Source organism: Methanoregula sp., assembly GCF_049518935.1.
Taxonomy (GTDB): Archaea; Halobacteriota; Methanomicrobia; order Methanomicrobiales; family Methanospirillaceae; genus Methanoregula.
Map to the genome: position 1 here is coordinate 23,529 of NZ_JBEKRH010000001.1, position 18,898 is coordinate 42,426.

The following is an 18,898-nucleotide window of genomic DNA, read 5'->3' on the forward strand; positions in this document are numbered from 1 at the left end:
GAGAATCACCATAAACTCTCTTAAATACCGGAGTATAATATCTGTATACAAATCAGGGAGCATCTATGGACTTCAAGATCGCAATTGAACAGGACGAGGATGGCTGGTACATCGTTACCGTGCCGGCACTTCCCGGCTGTGTCTCCCAGGGAAAGACTGAGGAGGAGGCGAAGAAAAATATTGCAGAAGCCATCGAGCTGCATCTCCCCGCCCTTGCCCGGGATGGCATTCCACTTTACCACCGCCCGGGTACCAAAGAATCTTTTGTTGCCGTTGATATATGACCGATAAACTCCCTATCCTTTCCGGGAAGGAGGTCATAAAAGCGCTTGGCAAACTGGGATATACGGTCAATGACCAGAAAGGAAGCCACGTACATCTCCGGCATCCGGTAATGAGACCCCTGACCGTTCCGAACCACCCGGAAATTGCCCGGGGGACTTTGAGGATTATCATCAAGGATGCGGATCTTACGGTAGAAAAATTCCTGGAGTTGCTATGAGCCCGGATGATGCAATCCGGTTCCTCCAGATCTATGAGACCGGAAGCGGCGACTGGACAAAGGACCGGAAAAAAATCCTGGAGAAAGACCCGGATAAAACTATCAAAAGCGTCATGGAGAGAAGGAAGAAAGTTCCTGCTCCGTGAAGTCCCGTATCTTTTTTTTTAGAATCGTGCGATATGTCACGTAGTTGGAACCCGCACCATTTTGTTGACGCCAGCAAAATGGTCCGGACCAACGTATCCGGGCGACACCACATCGCTGCCGGCGCCGGGGCTGTGGCCGGGCCGGGGGTTGCGTGGGGGATGGGGCCAGGGATTGCGGGACCCGTGGGATACTGTCCCTGAAGAGCACCCCAACGCCGGCGGCTAAACGATGAACCCGCTGGTTCCTCACATTTTAATATATGGCCCTCTGTAATGGGAGATATAATCGAAAAATCTGCATACGGAGCGTCGTGTTTATTACCCCGAATCCCGTAAAACCTGAAAACGTCGGAGTGGTCAGGCCGCCGCTGCGCCTTGTTACTCTTCTTATGCTCGCCCTTATCCTGAGCGCCGCCGCCATTGCCGGCTGCGTGCGTAATACAGCCCCGGTCCCAGGTCAGTCCGGCACGGAAATACCGGTATCCGCCGCGGTCACGGTTGAACCTGAGAGCACACCGGCACCCGTCCCGGCCATGTACCAGGACACGTATGACAGTCTCAAAACCGACATGGACCAGTACTATGCAACGCTCTCAGCCCGGGATACGGGCAGCAGGTACCCGGTCCTCTTCGGAGCAGAGCTTCTGCAGGCGAATGTCAACCGGGGAGACGCACTCCTCCAGCCCCAGGTGATGGACAGCGTGAGGCTGACGCTGGACCGGTACAAGGCGATGGGAATACAGGGTGTAACCATACCGATACACTACCCGGTCTACACGCCCGGCTACCCTCGGTACAATGAATATGCTGCGTTCTACCGTCAGGTCGCAGCCGAGGTACACGAGCGGGGGATGGTCCTTGACGTGGAAAACCATATACTCTTTGCCAATACGGAGTTCTCACCGGTGAAATGGGACTATTCCGGGGTTACGTTCGATCAATACAAACAAGAGAAGCGTGCAATGGTGGAGGCAATCATCAACGACACGCACCCGGAATTCCTTGATATCAGTGCGGAGCCTGATACTGAGTATGCCCTCACCCGGTGGAGCTTTGTTCAGACCCCGGCACAGCATACCGAGCTGATAAATTACGTCCTTGCCGGTCTTGACCGGAAGGGAACGAAGATCGGTGCCGGTGCCGGGACATGGGATCCGGCCTGCGTCAATTATGCGAAAAGCTATGCTGCAAACACGGATCTCGACTTCATCACTATCCACGTGTACCCAATCTATGGGAACGGGCTCTCCGGCATCGACACAATCAGCGCCGTAGCGCACCAGTACAACAAGTCGGTCGTGATTGACGAGGCCTGGCTCCACAAACAGGCAGCCCCGCTGGCAACCTTTAACGGGATGACAACCTCCTCTCAGGCCTACGGCCTCGACATCTTCAGCTTCTGGTCCCCGCTCGACCAGCATTTCCTCTCGACACTCGCGGAATCAGCAAAAGTGAACCATATCGATTATATCTCACCCTTCTGGGGCACGTACTTCTTCGGGTATACCGATTATTCCCCGGCAATAGACGCCCTGGGTTATAATGGACGGGCGAATGCGGTGAACACCATTGCGTCGGCGCATATCCGGGATGGCACGCTCTCGCCAACCGGAGAATTTTACCAGCAACTTATTGGGAATACTTCGTAAAACGGAATTTTCTTCCTTTGACATGACTGTTCTTTAGAAAAAGGGAACCGGCGAAAAAGAATTTTTCCGGTTCCTGTTTTTGAGGAGTTCCTGTCTTTGGCTCTGTTATACTTGCGTTCCTGGTTATGGTCGATGTCTTCTCTCTCACCCGGGGCATCACGCCGGGATCATCGGGATATTTTTTGCAGGTTTCGCTCCCTTGATTACCAGTTGTCCTGAGGAACTTACGTATTCGTGAAATGGGAGCAGTATACCGTGTAAGAACGGTGGCGAAATGCTGAACCAGCGGATTATACAGTATGGATTAGGATTATCAGAAGGTTCAGCTGGTCGGGCAGGAAATTCTGTCGGCAGGCCCGGTTGTTCCGGACTGTGCGGAGACCGGCACGGGGCTGTCCAGGACCCTGCCGTGAACTTTCCTGCGTATCTCGTACTGCCGCAGGTAATCGAACACTGCATGCGGAAAGAACCGGTCTTTACGGAGTCCTGCCCCGTCATTCCCGGACATATTCGTTTCCCTGTCAATAGTATGGAACAACGAGATCTTCAGGAGGATCCGCTCCATAACCACCAGTTCATCCAGGGTGGCAGGAAATTCCTCGTCATCTATAACCGCTTCGACCTGTTTTATGACATCTCTCATCCGGGTCATTCTTCCATTTCCTCCTCAGGCATATTCTGCACAGCCATCTTTGCGGGAGTACGTTATAAATTGGAAAAATTGCGGGGGTTTGTGGTTTTCAGCGCTGCGGATACAGGTCAAACCGCGGGGTTATACGCATGAGACACTATCCGGATTCCCGCGGGGTATTTTTCCCTCATGTCCCCAGCATCCAAATTTTTTCCGGCGCCGGGGCTGTGGCCGGGCCGGGGAAGCGAGGGGCACGGCAGCCGGGGAGGGGGAGGCCAACGATACGAAGTGCAGATCGCTACGGTAAACCCAAAAAAATCCGTTAAAAAATTTATAATGCCAGATCCCACCGTTCTTCCAGAATTTTTTCACCCCAGTCGGTATTTTCGTGCGTGTCCGTAATCCGGAATCCCCTGCTGCGATACAGATGTCGTGCAGCCATAAGCGTACTGAAAGTCCATAAAAATACCCGCTCGTAGCACTTCTTTTTACAAAAATCAATAGCCCTGTCCATGAGCAGGTTCCCGAAGCCGCGTCCTCGCATTGCAGGTTCCAGGAAAAAAAAAACCGTAACTGTGCTGTCGCTGCACCCGCGTGCGTGATAGCAACACAGCCCGAGGGAATCCCCCTGTATTCAAGAATATACATGCAGTCATTTTCGGGATCAAAATATTTTACAAACGTCTGAACCCCATCGGTCAGGTACGCTTTCCAGATATCTGAGGTGAATCCATATTCCGATTTATACAATGCCAGTTGACCGGATATTACAAAATCCACATCGGACCCGGTAAACGGCCTGATCGTAACCGGGGAAACCGTCCGGTTACCCTGCTTTTTTCCTGCAGTATCATTGTTGGGGATTTTTCCTGAATTCATCAGTGTCAATTTACCGTTATCTGCCGGTCCAGCCAATAACCGTTGCTATGGTAAAGAATCCCGGGGTAAAGCCGGTAAACGTTTTTTTCCGGCAGGTCCGGTTAAATGATGTGAAGAGTTCCCGCAGACAGGCACCGGAGATCCGTTTTCTGTTTTCCGGTCCTTGCGGCTCCGTATGCATCCCTGCGGCTCGTGCGACACCGCATCGTTGCCGGCGCCGGGGCTCTGGACGGGCCGGGGATCGTTGAGGGGCACGGCCAGCCTGGGGGGAGGCCGACGATGCGAAGTGAAGATCGGGAGCAAGGAGGGAATAGTAAAATTTTTTGAAAAGAAAACCGAGTCAGTGAAGCAAAAGAGAGTTCGGCAGAGATATTCTATTTTGTTAATTTATTGATTATTTTACCGATTATATTACCTATTACTCCGAAAAGAAATATCATCAATAATCCACCAATAAATCCACCAGTAATCACACCAATAATGGATCCAATCACCATACCCCCCAGGGATAAATAATTATCCCAGTTTTTAGTCGGGATATCAGTCTCATCAGTAGTGCATTCGGGTAATTTTTCCTTTAATAACGTATAGAAGTCTAATGTCTTTGTTGGTTCACTTAAACCGATAAATGGTTTTTGAACATAAGCGATTGCAAATATAATTGATGTATTGTCATATTCAAGACTTATTGCCTTTTCAGCATTTCTCAGAAACCCGAGGGTTTTGAAATTCATTTTTGATATAGCGTTTAGAGGAATATATAGAAGTTTATCTGGACCAAAAAAATGATGCATAAGAAAAATTATTCTTCTATTGGTTAAAACAACAAGTCCAGTGCTTTGTGAAGTTAATTTTCCTGTAAAAATGATACCTCTTTTAGTAAATTCAATATTCTCATCAGGCAATAGATTGACACTTGTTTCAAACTCTTTTTCTACCGTCGCTTCGTGTTTGGTATTCTCTTCGGTAACTTTAAGATTGGTCATACAGGTAAATTAATCAAGATATCTTATAAATTCTCTTTAAATATTTTTCCGGATGTTGAGATGAGCTGATGTATTCTCTCAAAGATGTATCTATCGTCACCGTACAATCCGCCTTCTTGCGTCCCGGGGCGACACCGCATCCCCGCCGGCGCCGGGGCTGTGGCCGGGCCGGGGATCGATGTGGGGCACGGCACCGGGAGATTTGCGTGGCCGACGAGGCGGGGTGAAGAGCGCTGAGGCAGAACCCCTGCATAGGCAGGGAAAGAGTTGCCAGGTATATCCCCGTCACAGGAAGAGACCCCGGAGTACCTGCGTCCCGGGCCGCAAGGGATGGATCATCCGTTCAGCAGCGGTCTCTTAAATTACACCAAAAATATGCCACGCATGTATAGCAGTACCAGCACGTCCTTGGTCTGGAAGATCCTGTACAGCCTTTCATAAAAATCCTATACCCGCGTTGCTCGGATATACCTGGCGATGAGTGAAAGAAATTTTTCACTCATTCTTACCCTGCTTCGTGCATGGCCCGGTCATTTCCGGAACTCCCGCAAAAACGGGTGCAGTTTTACCCGCGTCTTCCCGATACGCATTGTGCCCGCGATGTGCGGCGAACGGGGCATTTTGTGCGGCACTGTAAAACGCTCACACTCAGGGGAAGCGGGAGCGAAGGGGGGTGGGGGTGGCAGGGTTGCGGGGGAAGGAGCGAGGGATTGGGGAGCGGGGCCGGGGCGGGAAGGCACGGCATAAAATTTCGTCCCCGGTATTAATTATACTGAAGATCGCCATTGCCGAGTGGACAAACTCAGATGGAGATCCATGGTTAGGGTTTTCAAATACCTGGTTATGAGGGGTAATGAGGTGCCTGGCGACACCTCTGATCATGTTCGGGGAGTGTTTCTCCCCGGATAACCCAATCTATTTCCTGTTGTTCAGGTCTCTATAATCCGTGCCTTGATAATACCGGGTATAACGTTCCATGCCGTTGTAATTTTTCGTCAGTTACATGATTGCACTTCCTGATATCACGTAAAAATTCGATTTCCTTACTCGTGCCTGAGCGCATCGATCGGATTGAGGTTTGCTGCCTGCCAGGCCGGGTAGATTCCGCAGAGGAGGCAGATCACGATCCCGAAGCTGACACCTTCTCCGACAGAGAGTGCATTGGCTGTTGTGAGCAGGTAGTAGTCGTCTTATTTCGGCAATTTCGTCCCGGGTAATAAGAAACCACGGATTCTCACGAGGCATTCCAATACCCCTCCTCATCATGAACGTGTTCCCGGGCCGGTATCATGCTCCTGCCTCGCGTTTCCTGACCTCGCAGACCCCCTGGAGCTCCAGCTTTGACACGTATAACCGCGCCCAGACAAATCCCAGCAGACCCCCGGCAACTTCCCCGGCGACTATCCCCCACCAGACGCCCTGTTCTCCCATGCCTATGGGGATTGCGAACAGGTATGCAAAGACTGCGGCAAACACAAGGCTTCTCATGAACGTCAGGAAAAGGGATGTCGGTCCTTTTCCGACACCCTGGAACAGGGAAGACGACAGGAGACCCAGCGGTACAAACGGATAAAAAAAGCACATGACCCCGATAAACGCGGCAATTGCCGGATAGAGGTGGGCGCTTTGCTGTGAATAGGAGAAGACAGACGCAATAGGGGAGGCAAATATCCCGGTAAGGATACTGACACTGAGTGCTATGGCAAGTCCAAACATAATCGAGAAGGTATGGGCAACCCGGATCTTTTCATAATGCCGGGCACCATATGCCGCACCAACAACCGATACTACGGATGTACCGATAGCAACAATAGGAACAATCCCAAATGACACAACCCTGAAGCCCACGGAAAAGACTGCCACCGCATCCGTGGTGGCTACCATAACGAGTATCAGGTTGAGAATGATATTCAGTGCTGACATCAGCAGGTACTCAACACTGGCAGGGATTCCCACGGACAGGATATCGGAAACCACGCTCCGGCTCGGAATGAAAACCTGCCGGGAAAAGCACACATAGGTATCCTTTTTGATAAAGAACCAGTAACAGAGGACGATCGTTGCGGCAGCAAGGGAGATGATCGTACCCCATGCAGCTCCTGCAATGCCAAGGCGCAGCCCGTATATCAGGATGGGGTCGAGAATAATATTCAACAGAGATGCGGCCACCATGGCGTGCATTGTTCTCCTGGCATCACCTTCCGCCCGGAGAATGCCATAGGCAATGTTGACAAAGAGAATGAAGAATGAACCGGCGAAAAGAACCTGTCCGTATGCTGCAGCAAGGCCTGCGGTCTCCCCGGCACCGAAAAGAAGGGCGATCTGCTCTGCAAAAATGACAAGCGGAAGGGTAACAATTACTGACAGGATGAGAGCGATGAGGAGTGTATGTACTGCACAGTTATTTGCGCCGTTATGGTCGTTTGCCCCGATCCTCCGCGCAATGGCCGATGTAGCCCCCGCACCGATACCGGTTCCCAGTCCCATGAGAACCATATACAAAGGGGTCATGAAGCCAACAGCGGCAAGTGCATCGGAACCGAGACCGACAACCCAGATAGCGTTCACAATATTATAACTGGACATCAGGAGCATTGCGATGATCATCGGTCCTGATAACGAGATGATTGCTTTTTTCGGATCACCGGTCAGGATAGTGACTCCCTGAGTCTCCCCTGTAGAACAGGCTTTTTTCTGATCGAAAAAAGAAAAAATTTTCATTGCTGTGCGTTCCTTACTCGTGCCTGAGCGCATCGATCGGATTGAGATTCGCCGCCTGCCAGGCCGGGTAGATTCCGCAAAGGAGGCAGATCACGATCCCGAAGCTGACACCTTCTCCGACAGAGAGTGCATTGGCTGTTGTAAACAGGTACTTCGTCGTGCCCAGCATCAGGGCGCTGATGGCATACCCGGCAAGGACACTCAGAGCCCCGCCGATGACGCTGCCGACAACGCCGATGATAGCCGCCTCGTAGATGAACATGCTCATCACCTCCCTCTTCTGGGTACCGATGCTGCGCATGATACCGATCTCCTTGATACGTTCATTGACAGACATCATCATGATGTTGAAGATGGAGACTCCCGCCACAAGCATGGATATCCCGCCGATTGCCGTAACGAAGGTCGTGACCGTGCCAAAGGTCGAATAAATGCTGGCCAGGGTTGCCTTGCTGTCTGTCACGCTGACAACCTTGGCGTCTTTGTGCTTGTTGAGTTGTTTTTCTATGGTGGTCTTGATGGTGGCCGTATCGCCTTCCTTCACTTTCACGACCACTTCATCGTAATCCTTGTTCCGGTTGTAGGCATTTTCGAACCATTCCGGGGTCACGACAAGGGCACTGTCGGTACTGATATCGAAACTCATGCCTCTTTCCTCGATGATACCGGTGACCCGCAAGGTGCCCTTACTGCCGTCCGATCCGATCGAGATCCGTGAACCGACCTTGAGGTTATGATCATTGGCAAAGGTAGAACCGACAAGACAGCCGGAATTCCCGTTGTTGTAATCGCCGGCCTGGAGTTTCATGATGTCCGGGACATCCGCGGCCGGCAACGCGTACATGGTCGCAACGATGTCGTCGCTACCGACGCCGATCTTCATGTGATCGGAGGTCGTATAGACTGGGGTCGCCACGTTCGGTGCGACAACCCGTTTTATCTGCTGATAATCCTGGTCGGTAATCTTCAGGCTTGCGGAACTGCTTCCCCCGCCGCCTCCCCCGGACCCCATGCCGCCGCCTCCACCGCTATACGGTGTGACGATCACACTGTCGCCTACAGATTTCAGACTGTCAGAAACGGTCGAAACCAGGCTGTTGCCGAGAATGCCCATCGATGCGATCGCCACGACCCCGATCACGATGCCGAGCATCGCGAGGGTGGAGCGGAGCATGTGGATCCGGATATTCCGTTTTGCGATCTCCCAGAAGATCATGAGGCAATGCACCCGTCAACTATCTGGATCGTCCGGTTCGTGTAATTCGCAACATTGGGGTCATGCGTGACCACGATGATCGTGGCGCCCTTCCGGTTGAGTTCCGTCATGAGCTCCATGATACTTGCCCCGGTCTTTGAATCGAGATTTCCTGTGGGTTCGTCACACAGGAGGATATCCGGGTCGTTGATGAGGGCGCGGGCTACGGCGACCCGTTGCTGCTGGCCCCCGGAAAGTTCCAGGGGCGTGTGCGTAAAGAGACGTTCATCGAGCTGGACAGCCCGGAGTACTTCCCGGGCCTTTTCCTCGTTAACTCCTCCCCGGAGCATCTGGGGAAAACTGACATTCTCGATGATATTTAAGAGCGGGAAGAGGTTGAAATACTGGAAGATGAAGCCAATTTTGTCCCTGCGAAAACTGGTCAGTTCCTCATCGGCCATATTCCGTATCGCCCTGCCGCTCATAGAGATACTTCCGGAAGTCGGGGTGTCAAGGCATCCCATCAGGGAAAGGAGAGTCGACTTCCCGGATCCCGACGGCCCCATGATCGAAATGAACTCCCCCCGTTCAACGGAAAACGAGATGTGATTGAGTGCGGTCACATCACCTGCCTTGAGCGGATAGATTTTAACCACGTCCTCAAACTGGATTACCTGTTCCATCAGAACTCACCTCACTGGTTCTTTTTCCGCCGGTAGTAGAGATACCCGCCGCCAACGGCAATGAGGAGGATGATTGCAATGACCGGGAGAAAACTTGGTGAATTCTGTGTTTGTGCGGAGTCTGTAACGGTAAGCGCAACATCCTGTTGCGAAGTGATCACGTTCCCATCCGTATCCTTGTAGGAGATCTGGAGAGGAACGCTTCCTGCGCCGCTTGCTTTAAACGTCACTTCGAAGCTGCCGAAATCATCGGGTTTGAGTGCACCGATAACATATGTCTTGTACGGGTCCTGCGGTACTGCAGGAGACAGCGCTGCAACCGAAACCCCGTTCGCGTTTTCGAGGCCGGAATTGGTGATATCGCCCGTGACATCGTAGACACCGCTGTCCAGTTTCACCTTCACATTGCTCATCTGCGGGCTTGCTTTCTTTTTATCAGGAGCAAACGAGACGGGCATCGCCAGGGAGACAACGTGATGGTTGTCGCCATTATCATATTTCACGGTGATATTGACAGGAGATTCCTGCCCGGGGGTTATCAAGAAGGTGCTGTTCATATCTGCACCGGATGCAAGCACCCCGAGGTATATCTCTGAAGGTGTGGCAGTCACGCCATCACCGGTCACATCAAGAATAACATTCTTCACATCGTTTTCCCGGGGATTCGCAATCTGCACGGTGATCGAATCTTTTTTGTTCTGGGTAAAAGTGTCCGGTTTATCGACAATTGTCACCACAAGGGGCGTATTGTCGACCTTGACCTGCGTCCGGTAGTACAGGCTGTCTGCATCCCGGAAACTCATGGAGAACGTGGGATAGTACGATCCTTCTCCGGAATCGGTCTGTATCGTAAAGACAAATGATCTTGTCTGAAGCGGACCGATATTTGCATTGGTATCGTAACTGTCACTCGTAAGGCGGATATCCTTGCTCTCGCCAAATGATACGTGATTGATCGCAATACTTTTATTCGCATTCCCGTTGGTCACAAAGTAGGTTGCAGTAGCTTTGTCACCGGAAAATAATACCGCCGGATCGATCGTGACACTTGATACATACACATTCCCGGCCGATGAAATGCCGTCGGGCGTTGTGTACGCACTGACGGTTCCCACAAGGGCAAGAATTGCCAGCAGAAATCCGGCAAAAAGTACCATCCCTGCAAGAGTGTTGTTGTTCGTGCGTGATCGTGCCGGGTATTGTGGTGCAGATTCCAGGCTGCATGCCTGTTCCATTGCGTGGATAGTTCCATTGAATCGTTGTAATCCGGACATGAATTTTCCTCAAATAAAAATTGTAGTAAATTTTTTTACTACAATGTTCTACAACGTTTCACTCAGGGGGTTAAAAAATGTATTCATCCTGGTAGTTAATTTATTAACAACTCTGCGATAATTAATACTAATATGGAGAGCATTCCCCCGGCCCTCATAAAATCACTCAACGGGCTTGGGTTATCCAACTATGAGGCACGCGTATACGCCGCGCTGGTTCTGTACGACAATGCAGAAGCCAAGGAGCTTGTGGATTTTCTGAAAATATCCAAGCCGAGTGTGTATGAGGCACTGGATCATCTTTCGGAGATGGGACTTGCGGTAAAAAGAGTTACAAAACCGGCCCGGTACAGCGCAATCTCCCCCGAGATGACCATCGACCTCCTGATGGGCAGGCACCGGAAGTCAGCGGATCAGGCACTTCAGACACTCCGGGTGCTGGAAAAAGAGAAAGTCCACACCGATAAAGAGGATGCCCTTTGGACCATTTACGGAGATGCCAATATCGAATATAAAATCCGCGAGCTCTTCAGCAAGGCAAAACGTGAGATCAACTGCATGATTGGAGTGCGGTACCTTCCATTTATTGAGAATATCAAAATCAAGACGATCTCATTGCATCTTATGGTGATCTCAGACGATCCTGATCTCGAGAAAAAACTGCGGAAACTGTTTCCGGGAAAAAATGCGGATATCCATGTAATTACCACGGCGCAATTCAGAGTTCCTCCGCCATTTGCCCCGCCGGAATTCGAAGAGTTCCACAGTCAGATGGACGTGGAAAATATTCTTGAACTTTTTATCGATGATGAGGAGAGTCTCATGGTCCCGCCATTTATCTCCGGTAGTGTTTCGGTCCTCAATACCAGGAATAAAGGTGCTATACTCCAGATGAAAATGTTCAGCCAGCTCAACTGGAAGCGGTTTACCGATGGGGAGAAATTGCCGTTTCTCCACCATCACGTTCCAAAGAAAAAAATAAACTAATTACATTTTCAGGATGAATATTTTGGAATTGATCTGAGCGATACAGGAAAAACCGGATGCCCCGACAATTAGTAAGTCGGCCCCGGTGAATGTCAAATCCCCGGCCTAAAAAATCATTTCCCCTTGCCCTCAATAATCTCGGCAACCTTTTTCCCGGTTTCGGTTGTCCGGTAATACCGGTCCATCTTTTCCTCCGGCGTCAGGCATTCCACGCCCGGCTCCCTATCCTCACCGGACGGCCCTGCTTCTCGCGGACCGGGCGACACCGCATCCCCACCGGCGCCGGGGCTGTGGCCGGGCCGGGGATCGCGTGGGGCACGGCAACCGGTGATGTAGAGGCCGATGAGGCGGAGTGAGGATCGCAGGGCGTCCCCTTGGACGAAGGGGGAGGCCCTGGGGCGTAAAATGAGATCGTGGAATTTATTTTATGTAATTTTAGCAGCTGCGATTTTTGCCAGATTTTTTACGGTCTCATAATCGCTTGTCGGTCCACCCATCATAATTTGCTCATGAACATCATTTTTCACAAAATCGACGAAGTAGGTATGAGAATTATTATATATGGCCGAAAATCTTGTTGCCGTGCTGCTGTCGCCAATTCCGGGATCGGGTAATCCATCAACCATGAAGCTGTCATTATTTTCAGTAACCAATTTCTGGTAGTAACGGAAATTCGGTAAAACCATGGTTACATTTTCAATAGGATAAACAGAAATTGTCTGCTGGATAAATGAACCATAGGAAGCGTTTAATCCAATTTGTTGATATCTCACGGTAAACCCTTTTTTCCATCCCACACTTCGGGCGAACTGGGAGACATCTGATGCATCATTCACCCTCCATTCCACAATCGTATAATCGCTGGGTATCTCAGAAGGTTGCTGCAGTATCCTCCCAGATAGTTCAGCTGTTGACAAATTGCTCTCGTGTATAGTCGTTGTTTGTAAACCATTATGTGCCGGAATCGATATTGCATACATGAAGAAGAAAACAAGCAGGACAATTATCAACGAGAAAACGAGAAATCCAACTAAAAAACGGGCTTTTCCTTCAAGGTTGTACTTGTAGAAAAACCAATAACATGCAAATCCGATTAAGTTCAGGGTGAAGGGGAGACCAAATGCCCAGGATTGACTTCCATTAATTTTCGGAGCCCAGTTTTTCGCTGCATACTCTCCCAACAGGTATCCGATACCGAATATAAACAACAAATCGAAAATTGCATAAACGAATGGATGATTGGATACGGTATCAACAATGGCCCAAAGTATGTAAACAACGCATACCACGATTGCCAGAGGATGCATTTTTGATAATTTGAACGTTATATCATTGGATGATGCCGTGACAGAACCGTTTGCTGAGGGTTCTGTTTTTGTGATGAAAGATACTATGTCTGCGCCACATTCAGGACAATATTTTGTTTTTTCACCTATACTCACACCACAATTCGGACAAAATGTTGGCATTATATTTTATTCTTACCAGCCAATGAAAAAGATTTCGATTTTTTAATAAAATTCTCATCATCCCCCGGATTTTTCTGAGGGGGAGGGTAGGGGGTATCACCCCCTGGCAGTTTACAGGAGTGCCCCGGCTCCCGCCCCGCAATCCTCACCCCGCCTCGTCGTGAAAGCAAATACCGGCCCGGGCCGACACCGCATCCCCGCCGGCGCCGGGGCTGTGGCCGGGCCGGTGATCGCAGTGGGGCACGGCACCGGGAGATTTGCGGGGCCGACGCGAGGCGAAGTGAAGATCGCGGGATAGAACCCGGAGTACGATGGTGCAGGTAATCCACTGAAGATAAATTCCGGATTATTTTCACACCCCGGTACCACATTATAAAAAGCTGAACATCCGGTTTAGAATAAGGAGAACCTGATGCGAGGTGCGGAAAAATGAGCGATAAGAAATTTCCGGTATACCGGCAGCTGACCTTCCGCATCCACGCATTACGCCAGATGTTCCAGCGGAGAATATCAGATTCCGATATTCGTGAACTGCTCGGACTTGGCATGATCATAGAAGAATATCCCGATGATATTCCCTATCCCAGTTTTCTTATCTCGGGAATGGTCAACAGTCGCCCGCTTCACGTGGTAATGGCATACAATAATGTAGATCGTGAAGCAATTGTTATCACAGCATACGAACCAGACCCGGATTCATGGTCTGATAATTTTACGCGGAGGAGATCATGAAATGTGTAATCTGTAAACACGGCGAAACCAAGAAGGGCACGACAACGGTCACGTTTGACCGTGATGGGATGACCCTTGTCGTGAAAGATGTCCCGGCCCAGGTATGCACGAACTGCGGAGAGGATTATGTGGACGAACATGTTGCCCACGATATTCTTACTATCGCAGAACGCATGGCAAAGAGCGGGGCGCAGGTCGATGTACGCCGGTACGTTCCCGGCTCTGCCATGCCGTGCTGATGTAATTCCTTTTTTTGTAGCGATTGATTCATTCAACTGATTTAACACGGTAATTTTTTTCTGGGGAAGCCTAGTTTAGTGGCAGTGCGATATCAGGAGATAGAAACGAGAGGTCTCTGCCGGATCATTTTGTTGACGCCAACAAATCGATACCGGGTCCGCTGACCGGGGCGACACCGCATCCCCACCGGCGCCGGGGCTGTGGCCGGGCCGGTGTGGTGAGGGGCACGGCACCGGGAGATTTGCGTGGCCGACGAGGCGAAGTGAAAATCGCGAAGGATGCAGGGGATGCGAAGAAGGAGGAGGAAGAAATTAAAAGGAAAATTCCGATGACCCGGGATCTTATGTTTATTTTCACCCCGCACCGTCACACTATATGTGCCAGAACTTCCGGTATATACTTGTAGAAAGAATATTCTTTAGAACGGGAACCAGAATATGAAAACAGAAATTGTCCGACGTCTTCATAAAAATTTCGAGGATTATGTTCATGTACAGGACGGCGTTGAATTCTGGTTTGCCCGGGATCTGCAGAAACTTCTCGGTTATGATGAATGGAGAAATTTTTTAAAAATTATTGAAAAAGCCCGGGAATCCTGCAGAACTGCAAATAACCCGGTTTTAGATCATTTTGTTGACGCCAACAAATCGATACCGCTTCCCAAAGGGGGAGAACGAATAATCGAGGATATCCTTCTCACCCGTTACGCCTGTTATCTCATCGCCCAGAACGGTGATCCCCGTAAAGAAGAGATCGCGTTTGCCCAGAGTTATTTTGCAGTCCAGACCCGGAAGCAGGAGATCATTGAAGACCATATCCGGCTTGCTGAACGGTTGAAAGCAAGAAAACACCTGAAAGATTCAGAGAAAGAGTTGTCCCGGAATATTTATGAACGGGGTGTTGATGAATCCGGTTTTGCCCGAATCCGTAGCAAAGGCGACATGGCTCTTTTTGGCGGACATACCACTCTTGCAATGAAAACACGTATGGAAGTTCCGGACAACCGGCCGCTCGCCGATTTTCTGCCGACGGTCACGATCACCGCCAAGAATCTCGCAACGGAGATCACGAATTTCAATGTTACCAAGGAAGATATGCAGGGTGAGGATCCGATCACGGTCGAACATGTCCAGAATAACCAGGACGTCCGCGAGCTGCTCCTGAAGCGGGGGATCCGGCCCGAGACCCTCCCGCCGGAAGAAGATCTCATAAAACTCGAGCGCCGGGTCAAATCACAGGAAAAACAGATTGCCGGCCGGGCCGGGAAAATTTCTTCTCAGCTTCGTACTAACGGGCAGAAGCCGGAAGATCAGTAAAATAATGGATTATTTCAACCGGTAATCTGCCCAGCGAGGCCCCGACGAGGCGGCCGGGCGACCCCCGCAGGGGGTGGGGGAAAATCGCAATGCCATTGCCGGCGCCGGGGCACGGCCAGCCTGGGGGGAGGCCGACGATGCGAAGTGAAGATCGTAAAGGCTGAACCCCGGGATAGTCAAAGAAACGAGTGATTAACGAGAGGCTTCTTTACCGGGATTGCCTTTGCGTTTCAGGTTTTTGTCGACATCTTTAAGGATACCGTCGAGATCTTCGAGCAGCTGACTGAGTTTGGCGGGGTCTACTTCCACTGGCTCGGACAACCCCTCACCGACAACATCGGCTCCAAGGTAGGTTATACTCCATATGCCGAGAATCTTCAAAACCGGAATCAGTTTTTCGCCAGACTGCGTAAGCGAATATTCAACCTTCGCGGGGACTACTGGATAGACTGTTCTTGTGATAATACCGTCGTGCTCCATCTCACGGAGCTGTTTAACAAGCATCCTCTCGCTGATAGCCGGAAGTTTATGCGAAATCTCACTGTACCGCTGAGTCCCGTTCATTAATGCAATAACGATCAGCAGTTTCCATTTCCCTCCGATCACATTAAGTGCGGCCTCAATCCATCGCCAAAAATCCTTGTTTTTCGCCATTTAAGTCACTATATATTTTGTTAGCACATGCTAAAATTGTTGGTATCCGCTATAAATTGACATACATTGGATCTTTGTAGTGAAGAAATACAAAAAAATGGAGTTGGAGGATTATGGAGATAGTACCTGGAATACATCAAGTCGATGGGGTAAATGGTAATTGTTTCATTATTGTTCGGGACGACCTGACACTTATCGATACGGGAATGCCCAAAAACAGCGTAAAAATAGTAAAATATATTCAGGATATTCTGAACCGTAAACCAACAGATATCAAAACGATCGTCCTGACACACTTTCATGTTGATCACGTGGGCGACGCTGGCGATCTCAAAAAACTTAGCGGTGCGAAGGTGGCCATTCATGAAGCGGATGCGGACTATGTTGCCGGTAGAAAAACCCAGCCTGTACCGAGAAGTGTTATGGGGATGATCTTTAAGGTCCTCATCCCCTTGTTTTTCGGATCAAGGCCTGTTGAACCGGATATAGAGCTCAACGACGGTGATACCATCGCCGGTCTCACCACCATTCATACACCAGGACATACACCGGGAAGTATTTGTCTTTTTGATCCGGCATCAAAAATTCTGTTTGCCGGGGATCTGTTGAGGTTTAACGGCAGTAAAATCGAAATTGGAGTGTCGCCATTAGACACAAATGAGGTACAACAATCAATCAATAAAATCGCCGCAATTGATTTTGATATCATGCTGTCGGGACATGGAATACCTCTTAGGCCCAATGCATCGGTAAAGGTCAGAGAGTTTGCAAAGAAAAATACCCGAAAAAATGGATTTTCGGGAAAATGAGAGGGAAGACTATTGAGGATATTTGAAGAGTGTCTTGGAAATTTACATGGGACAAGCGTAACATGTCTTTCGCAATACACATAGATCAGCTGACAAAGCGTTTTGGCAGCCTTGTGGCTGTAGATAACATTTCATTTGATATAGAACACGGGGAGATCTTTGGACTCCTCGGACCAAATGGAGCCGGAAAAACTACGACATTGTCGATGCTCGCCACTATGCTGAAACCAACGTCAGGGTCTGCCACCGTGAATGGAATGGATATTGAACGTGAAGAGGACGGTGTCAGGAAGTCAATAGGAATTGTTTTCCAGAACCAGAGCCTCGACGATGAGCTGACCGCATGGGAAAATATGGATTTCCACGGCCGTCTGTACCAGATCCCCTCCGCGCAGAGAAATCAGAGAATTATCGAACTCCTGGGACTTGTAGAGCTCACAGACAGAAAGGATGATTTCGTCAAGACATTTTCCGGAGGGATGAGACGGCGTCTCGAGATCGCGAGGGGGCTGCTCCACCATCCGGTTGTTCTCTTCCTCGACGAGCCAACGCTCGGTCTCGATCCCCAGACCCGAAACCACCTCTGGCAGTACATCGCGACCCTCGCCCGGGAGAAGGGGATCACGATCATTCTCACCACCCATTACATGGAAGAAGCGGACCACCTTTGCAACCGGGTCGCCATTATCGACCATGGGAAGGTAATTGCCCTCGACACTCCAAAGAACCTGAAAGATGGAATCGGGGGGGACGTAGTAACTATCCGGTCCCCGAAGCCGGAAGCGATTGTCGAGGCATTGAAAGAGTCATGGGTGTCCCATGTGGAGCAAAAAAACGGGGAGGTAACCATCAGCCTTCAGAATGCCGAACTCCATGTCAGTGCTATTGTAACGTTGTTGTACGAAAAACGGATACCGATCGATTCCCTCGCAATTAACAAACCGACACTTGAGGATGTGTTCCTCTCGTTTACCGGCAAGACAATCCGCGAACAGGAGGCGGATCCTCAGGGGAATATGCAGAATATGCAGATGTATGAGAGGATGAGGCATCGATGATACCGGACGTTATCTATACCATCTGGTTACGGACTATGAAGAGGTACATCCGTTTGAAGAGCAGGATTATCGGGAGTGTTGGCATGCCTCTCTTCTTTCTGCTCTTCCTCGGTCTGGGTCTGGATTCCGTTGTAACCATACCCGGGCTCGGTCAGAACTATACACTGTTCATTATCCCGGGAATAGTTTGCTTCATGGTAGTGTACACATCCTTTCAATCGGGCATCCAGGTATTATGGGATAAACAATTCGGTTTCCTTAAAGAGATGCTTGTCGCCCCGGTTTCAAGGTTTGATATCATGTTTGGACAGACACTTGGAGGCGCAACAACGGCATTTCTGCAAGGTATCATCATCATGGTGATATCATTCTTCATCGGGCTTCATGGAGTAAACTTCATTGGTTTTCTCATTGCCTTCGGATTTATGGTATTAACCGGCATCGCATTTACTGCATTTGGGATTGCGATCGCTTCGAGAATGGAAGACCCGACCGGGTACCAGTTTATCATGAGTTTTGTCGTTTTACCGATATTCGGCCTGTCAGGAGCGTTATTTCCGATCAGCAGTCTCCCGGCGTGGATCGCTCCAATTACCCTTTATGATCCTCTTACCTATGGTGTTGAAGGAATCAGGTACGGTTTAACAGGAGTATCTCAAATCAATCCGATTTTATGCCTGATCGTACTGGGGTTTTTCGCGATAGTGATGACGATATTGGGGGCATTCCTATTCAGGAGGATGAATTATTAAAAAAATATTCCCGGTTCCCCTCAATTTTTTGCCGGATTCTGAAATCCGGTAATACCGGTCCATCTTTTCATCCGGCGTCGGGCATTCCACGAGCCCTGCATTCTCCTCACCGGACGATCCGGCTCACCGCGGTCCGGCCGACACCGCATCCCCGCCGGCGCCGGGGCTGTGGCCTGGGCCGGGGATCGCAGTGGGGCATGGTACCGGGAGATTTG

21 protein-coding genes are annotated in these 18,898 nt (G+C 50.1%); 12 read left to right on the top strand and 9 right to left on the bottom strand.

Annotation, left to right across the window (positions count from 1 at the left end; all coding sequences use genetic code 11):
• Window positions 1-65: 65 nt before the first annotated feature.
• The 4 genes from ABSE13_RS00125 (at window position 66) to ABSE13_RS00140 (ending at window position 2,297) form a co-directional block, all read left to right on the top strand.
• Window positions 66-284 (top strand): type II toxin-antitoxin system HicB family antitoxin, encoded by a 219-nt coding sequence (locus tag ABSE13_RS00125; protein ID WP_424026444.1) that lies wholly within the window; start codon window positions 66-68, stop codon window positions 282-284.
• Window positions 281-502, top strand: a complete 222-nt coding sequence (locus ABSE13_RS00130; protein ID WP_424026445.1) for a type II toxin-antitoxin system HicA family toxin — start codon at window positions 281-283, stop codon at window positions 500-502. Before ABSE13_RS00125 ends, ABSE13_RS00130 begins: the two co-directional genes overlap by 4 nt.
• Window positions 499-648, top strand: coding sequence for a hypothetical protein (locus ABSE13_RS00135; protein WP_424026446.1), 150 nt, complete (start codon window positions 499-501; stop codon window positions 646-648). The genes ABSE13_RS00130 and ABSE13_RS00135 overlap by 4 nt, the downstream gene beginning before the upstream one ends.
• Window positions 649-1,001: 353 nt before the next feature.
• Window positions 1,002-2,297, top strand: a complete 1,296-nt coding sequence (locus ABSE13_RS00140) for a hypothetical protein (protein ID WP_424026447.1) — start codon at window positions 1,002-1,004, stop codon at window positions 2,295-2,297.
• 322 nt (window positions 2,298-2,619) lie between these two features.
• On the opposite strand, the gene ABSE13_RS00145 is transcribed toward ABSE13_RS00140, so the two are convergent.
• From ABSE13_RS00145 to ABSE13_RS00175, 7 genes are all read right to left on the bottom strand, one after another.
• Window positions 2,620-2,949 (bottom strand): hypothetical protein, encoded by a 330-nt coding sequence (locus ABSE13_RS00145; RefSeq protein ID WP_424026448.1) that lies wholly within the window; start codon window positions 2,947-2,949, stop codon window positions 2,620-2,622.
• A 310-nt stretch (window positions 2,950-3,259) separates the two neighbouring features.
• Window positions 3,260-3,562, bottom strand: a complete 303-nt coding sequence (locus ABSE13_RS00150) for a GNAT family N-acetyltransferase (protein ID WP_424026788.1) — start codon at window positions 3,560-3,562, stop codon at window positions 3,260-3,262.
• A 619-nt stretch (window positions 3,563-4,181) separates the two neighbouring features.
• Complete coding sequence (locus ABSE13_RS00155) at window positions 4,182-4,793, bottom strand: PH domain-containing protein (RefSeq protein ID WP_424026449.1); 612 nt, start codon at window positions 4,791-4,793, stop codon at window positions 4,182-4,184.
• A gap of 1,287 nt (window positions 4,794-6,080) precedes the next feature.
• On the bottom strand, window positions 6,081-7,514 hold the full coding sequence (locus ABSE13_RS00160) for an MATE family efflux transporter (RefSeq protein ID WP_424026450.1): 1,434 nt from the start codon (window positions 7,512-7,514) through the stop codon (window positions 6,081-6,083).
• Between the two features lie 13 nt (window positions 7,515-7,527).
• Window positions 7,528-8,730 (bottom strand): ABC transporter permease, encoded by a 1,203-nt coding sequence (locus ABSE13_RS00165; protein WP_424026451.1) that lies wholly within the window; start codon window positions 8,728-8,730, stop codon window positions 7,528-7,530.
• Window positions 8,727-9,392, bottom strand: a complete 666-nt coding sequence (locus tag ABSE13_RS00170) for an ABC transporter ATP-binding protein (RefSeq protein ID WP_424026452.1) — start codon at window positions 9,390-9,392, stop codon at window positions 8,727-8,729. Before ABSE13_RS00170 ends, ABSE13_RS00165 begins: the two co-directional genes overlap by 4 nt.
• Before the next feature lie 11 nt (window positions 9,393-9,403).
• Entirely contained in the window at window positions 9,404-10,666 is a 1,263-nt protein-coding gene (locus ABSE13_RS00175; protein WP_424026453.1) for a COG1361 S-layer family protein, read from the bottom strand.
• 132 nt (window positions 10,667-10,798) lie between these two features.
• Between ABSE13_RS00175 and ABSE13_RS00180 the strand changes: the two genes are divergently transcribed.
• Both ABSE13_RS00180 and ABSE13_RS00185 read left to right on the top strand, forming a co-directional pair.
• A complete protein-coding gene (locus tag ABSE13_RS00180) occupies window positions 10,799-11,653 on the top strand; it encodes a TrmB family transcriptional regulator (RefSeq protein WP_424026454.1) in 855 nt (284 codons plus the stop codon).
• Window positions 11,654-11,742: 89 nt separating this feature from the next.
• Window positions 11,743-12,009, top strand: a complete 267-nt coding sequence (locus tag ABSE13_RS00185) for a hypothetical protein (protein ID WP_424026455.1) — start codon at window positions 11,743-11,745, stop codon at window positions 12,007-12,009.
• Between the two features lie 69 nt (window positions 12,010-12,078).
• Here the strand turns inward: ABSE13_RS00185 and ABSE13_RS00190 are convergent, their stop codons facing one another.
• Entirely contained in the window at window positions 12,079-13,122 is a 1,044-nt protein-coding gene (locus ABSE13_RS00190; RefSeq protein ID WP_424026456.1) for a zinc ribbon domain-containing protein, read from the bottom strand.
• A gap of 429 nt (window positions 13,123-13,551) precedes the next feature.
• Between ABSE13_RS00190 and ABSE13_RS00195 the strand changes: the two genes are divergently transcribed.
• From ABSE13_RS00195 to dinD, 3 genes are all read left to right on the top strand, one after another.
• Window positions 13,552-13,854, top strand: a complete 303-nt coding sequence (locus ABSE13_RS00195; protein WP_424026457.1) for a DUF4258 domain-containing protein — start codon at window positions 13,552-13,554, stop codon at window positions 13,852-13,854.
• A complete protein-coding gene (locus tag ABSE13_RS00200) occupies window positions 13,851-14,093 on the top strand; it encodes a type II toxin-antitoxin system MqsA family antitoxin (protein ID WP_424026458.1) in 243 nt (80 codons plus the stop codon). The genes ABSE13_RS00195 and ABSE13_RS00200 overlap by 4 nt, the downstream gene beginning before the upstream one ends.
• A 438-nt stretch (window positions 14,094-14,531) precedes the next feature.
• Window positions 14,532-15,410: a DNA damage-inducible protein D gene (dinD, locus tag ABSE13_RS00205; RefSeq protein ID WP_424026459.1), complete on the top strand. Its 879-nt coding sequence runs from the start codon at window positions 14,532-14,534 to the stop codon at window positions 15,408-15,410.
• Between the two features lie 192 nt (window positions 15,411-15,602).
• Here the strand turns inward: dinD and ABSE13_RS00210 are convergent, their stop codons facing one another.
• The gene (locus ABSE13_RS00210) at window positions 15,603-16,064 is read right to left on the bottom strand and encodes a winged helix-turn-helix transcriptional regulator (protein ID WP_424026460.1); all 462 of its coding nucleotides are present in this window, start codon (window positions 16,062-16,064) and stop codon (window positions 15,603-15,605) included.
• 113 nt (window positions 16,065-16,177) lie between these two features.
• Here ABSE13_RS00210 and ABSE13_RS00215 point away from each other — a divergent pair, with 113 nt between their 5' ends.
• The 3 genes from ABSE13_RS00215 to ABSE13_RS00225 all read left to right on the top strand — a co-directional run bounded on the left by ABSE13_RS00215 (window position 16,178) and on the right by ABSE13_RS00225 (window position 18,683).
• Window positions 16,178-16,873, top strand: a complete 696-nt coding sequence (locus ABSE13_RS00215; RefSeq protein ID WP_424026461.1) for an MBL fold metallo-hydrolase — start codon at window positions 16,178-16,180, stop codon at window positions 16,871-16,873.
• A 62-nt stretch (window positions 16,874-16,935) separates the two neighbouring features.
• Window positions 16,936-17,931 carry an ATP-binding cassette domain-containing protein gene (locus ABSE13_RS00220; protein WP_424026462.1) on the top strand — a complete coding sequence of 332 codons (996 nt, stop codon included), beginning with the start codon at window positions 16,936-16,938 and terminating at the stop codon, window positions 17,929-17,931.
• The gene (locus ABSE13_RS00225; protein WP_424026463.1) at window positions 17,928-18,683 is read left to right on the top strand and encodes an ABC transporter permease; all 756 of its coding nucleotides are present in this window, start codon (window positions 17,928-17,930) and stop codon (window positions 18,681-18,683) included. Before ABSE13_RS00220 ends, ABSE13_RS00225 begins: the two co-directional genes overlap by 4 nt.
• Window positions 18,684-18,898 lie beyond the last annotated feature (215 nt).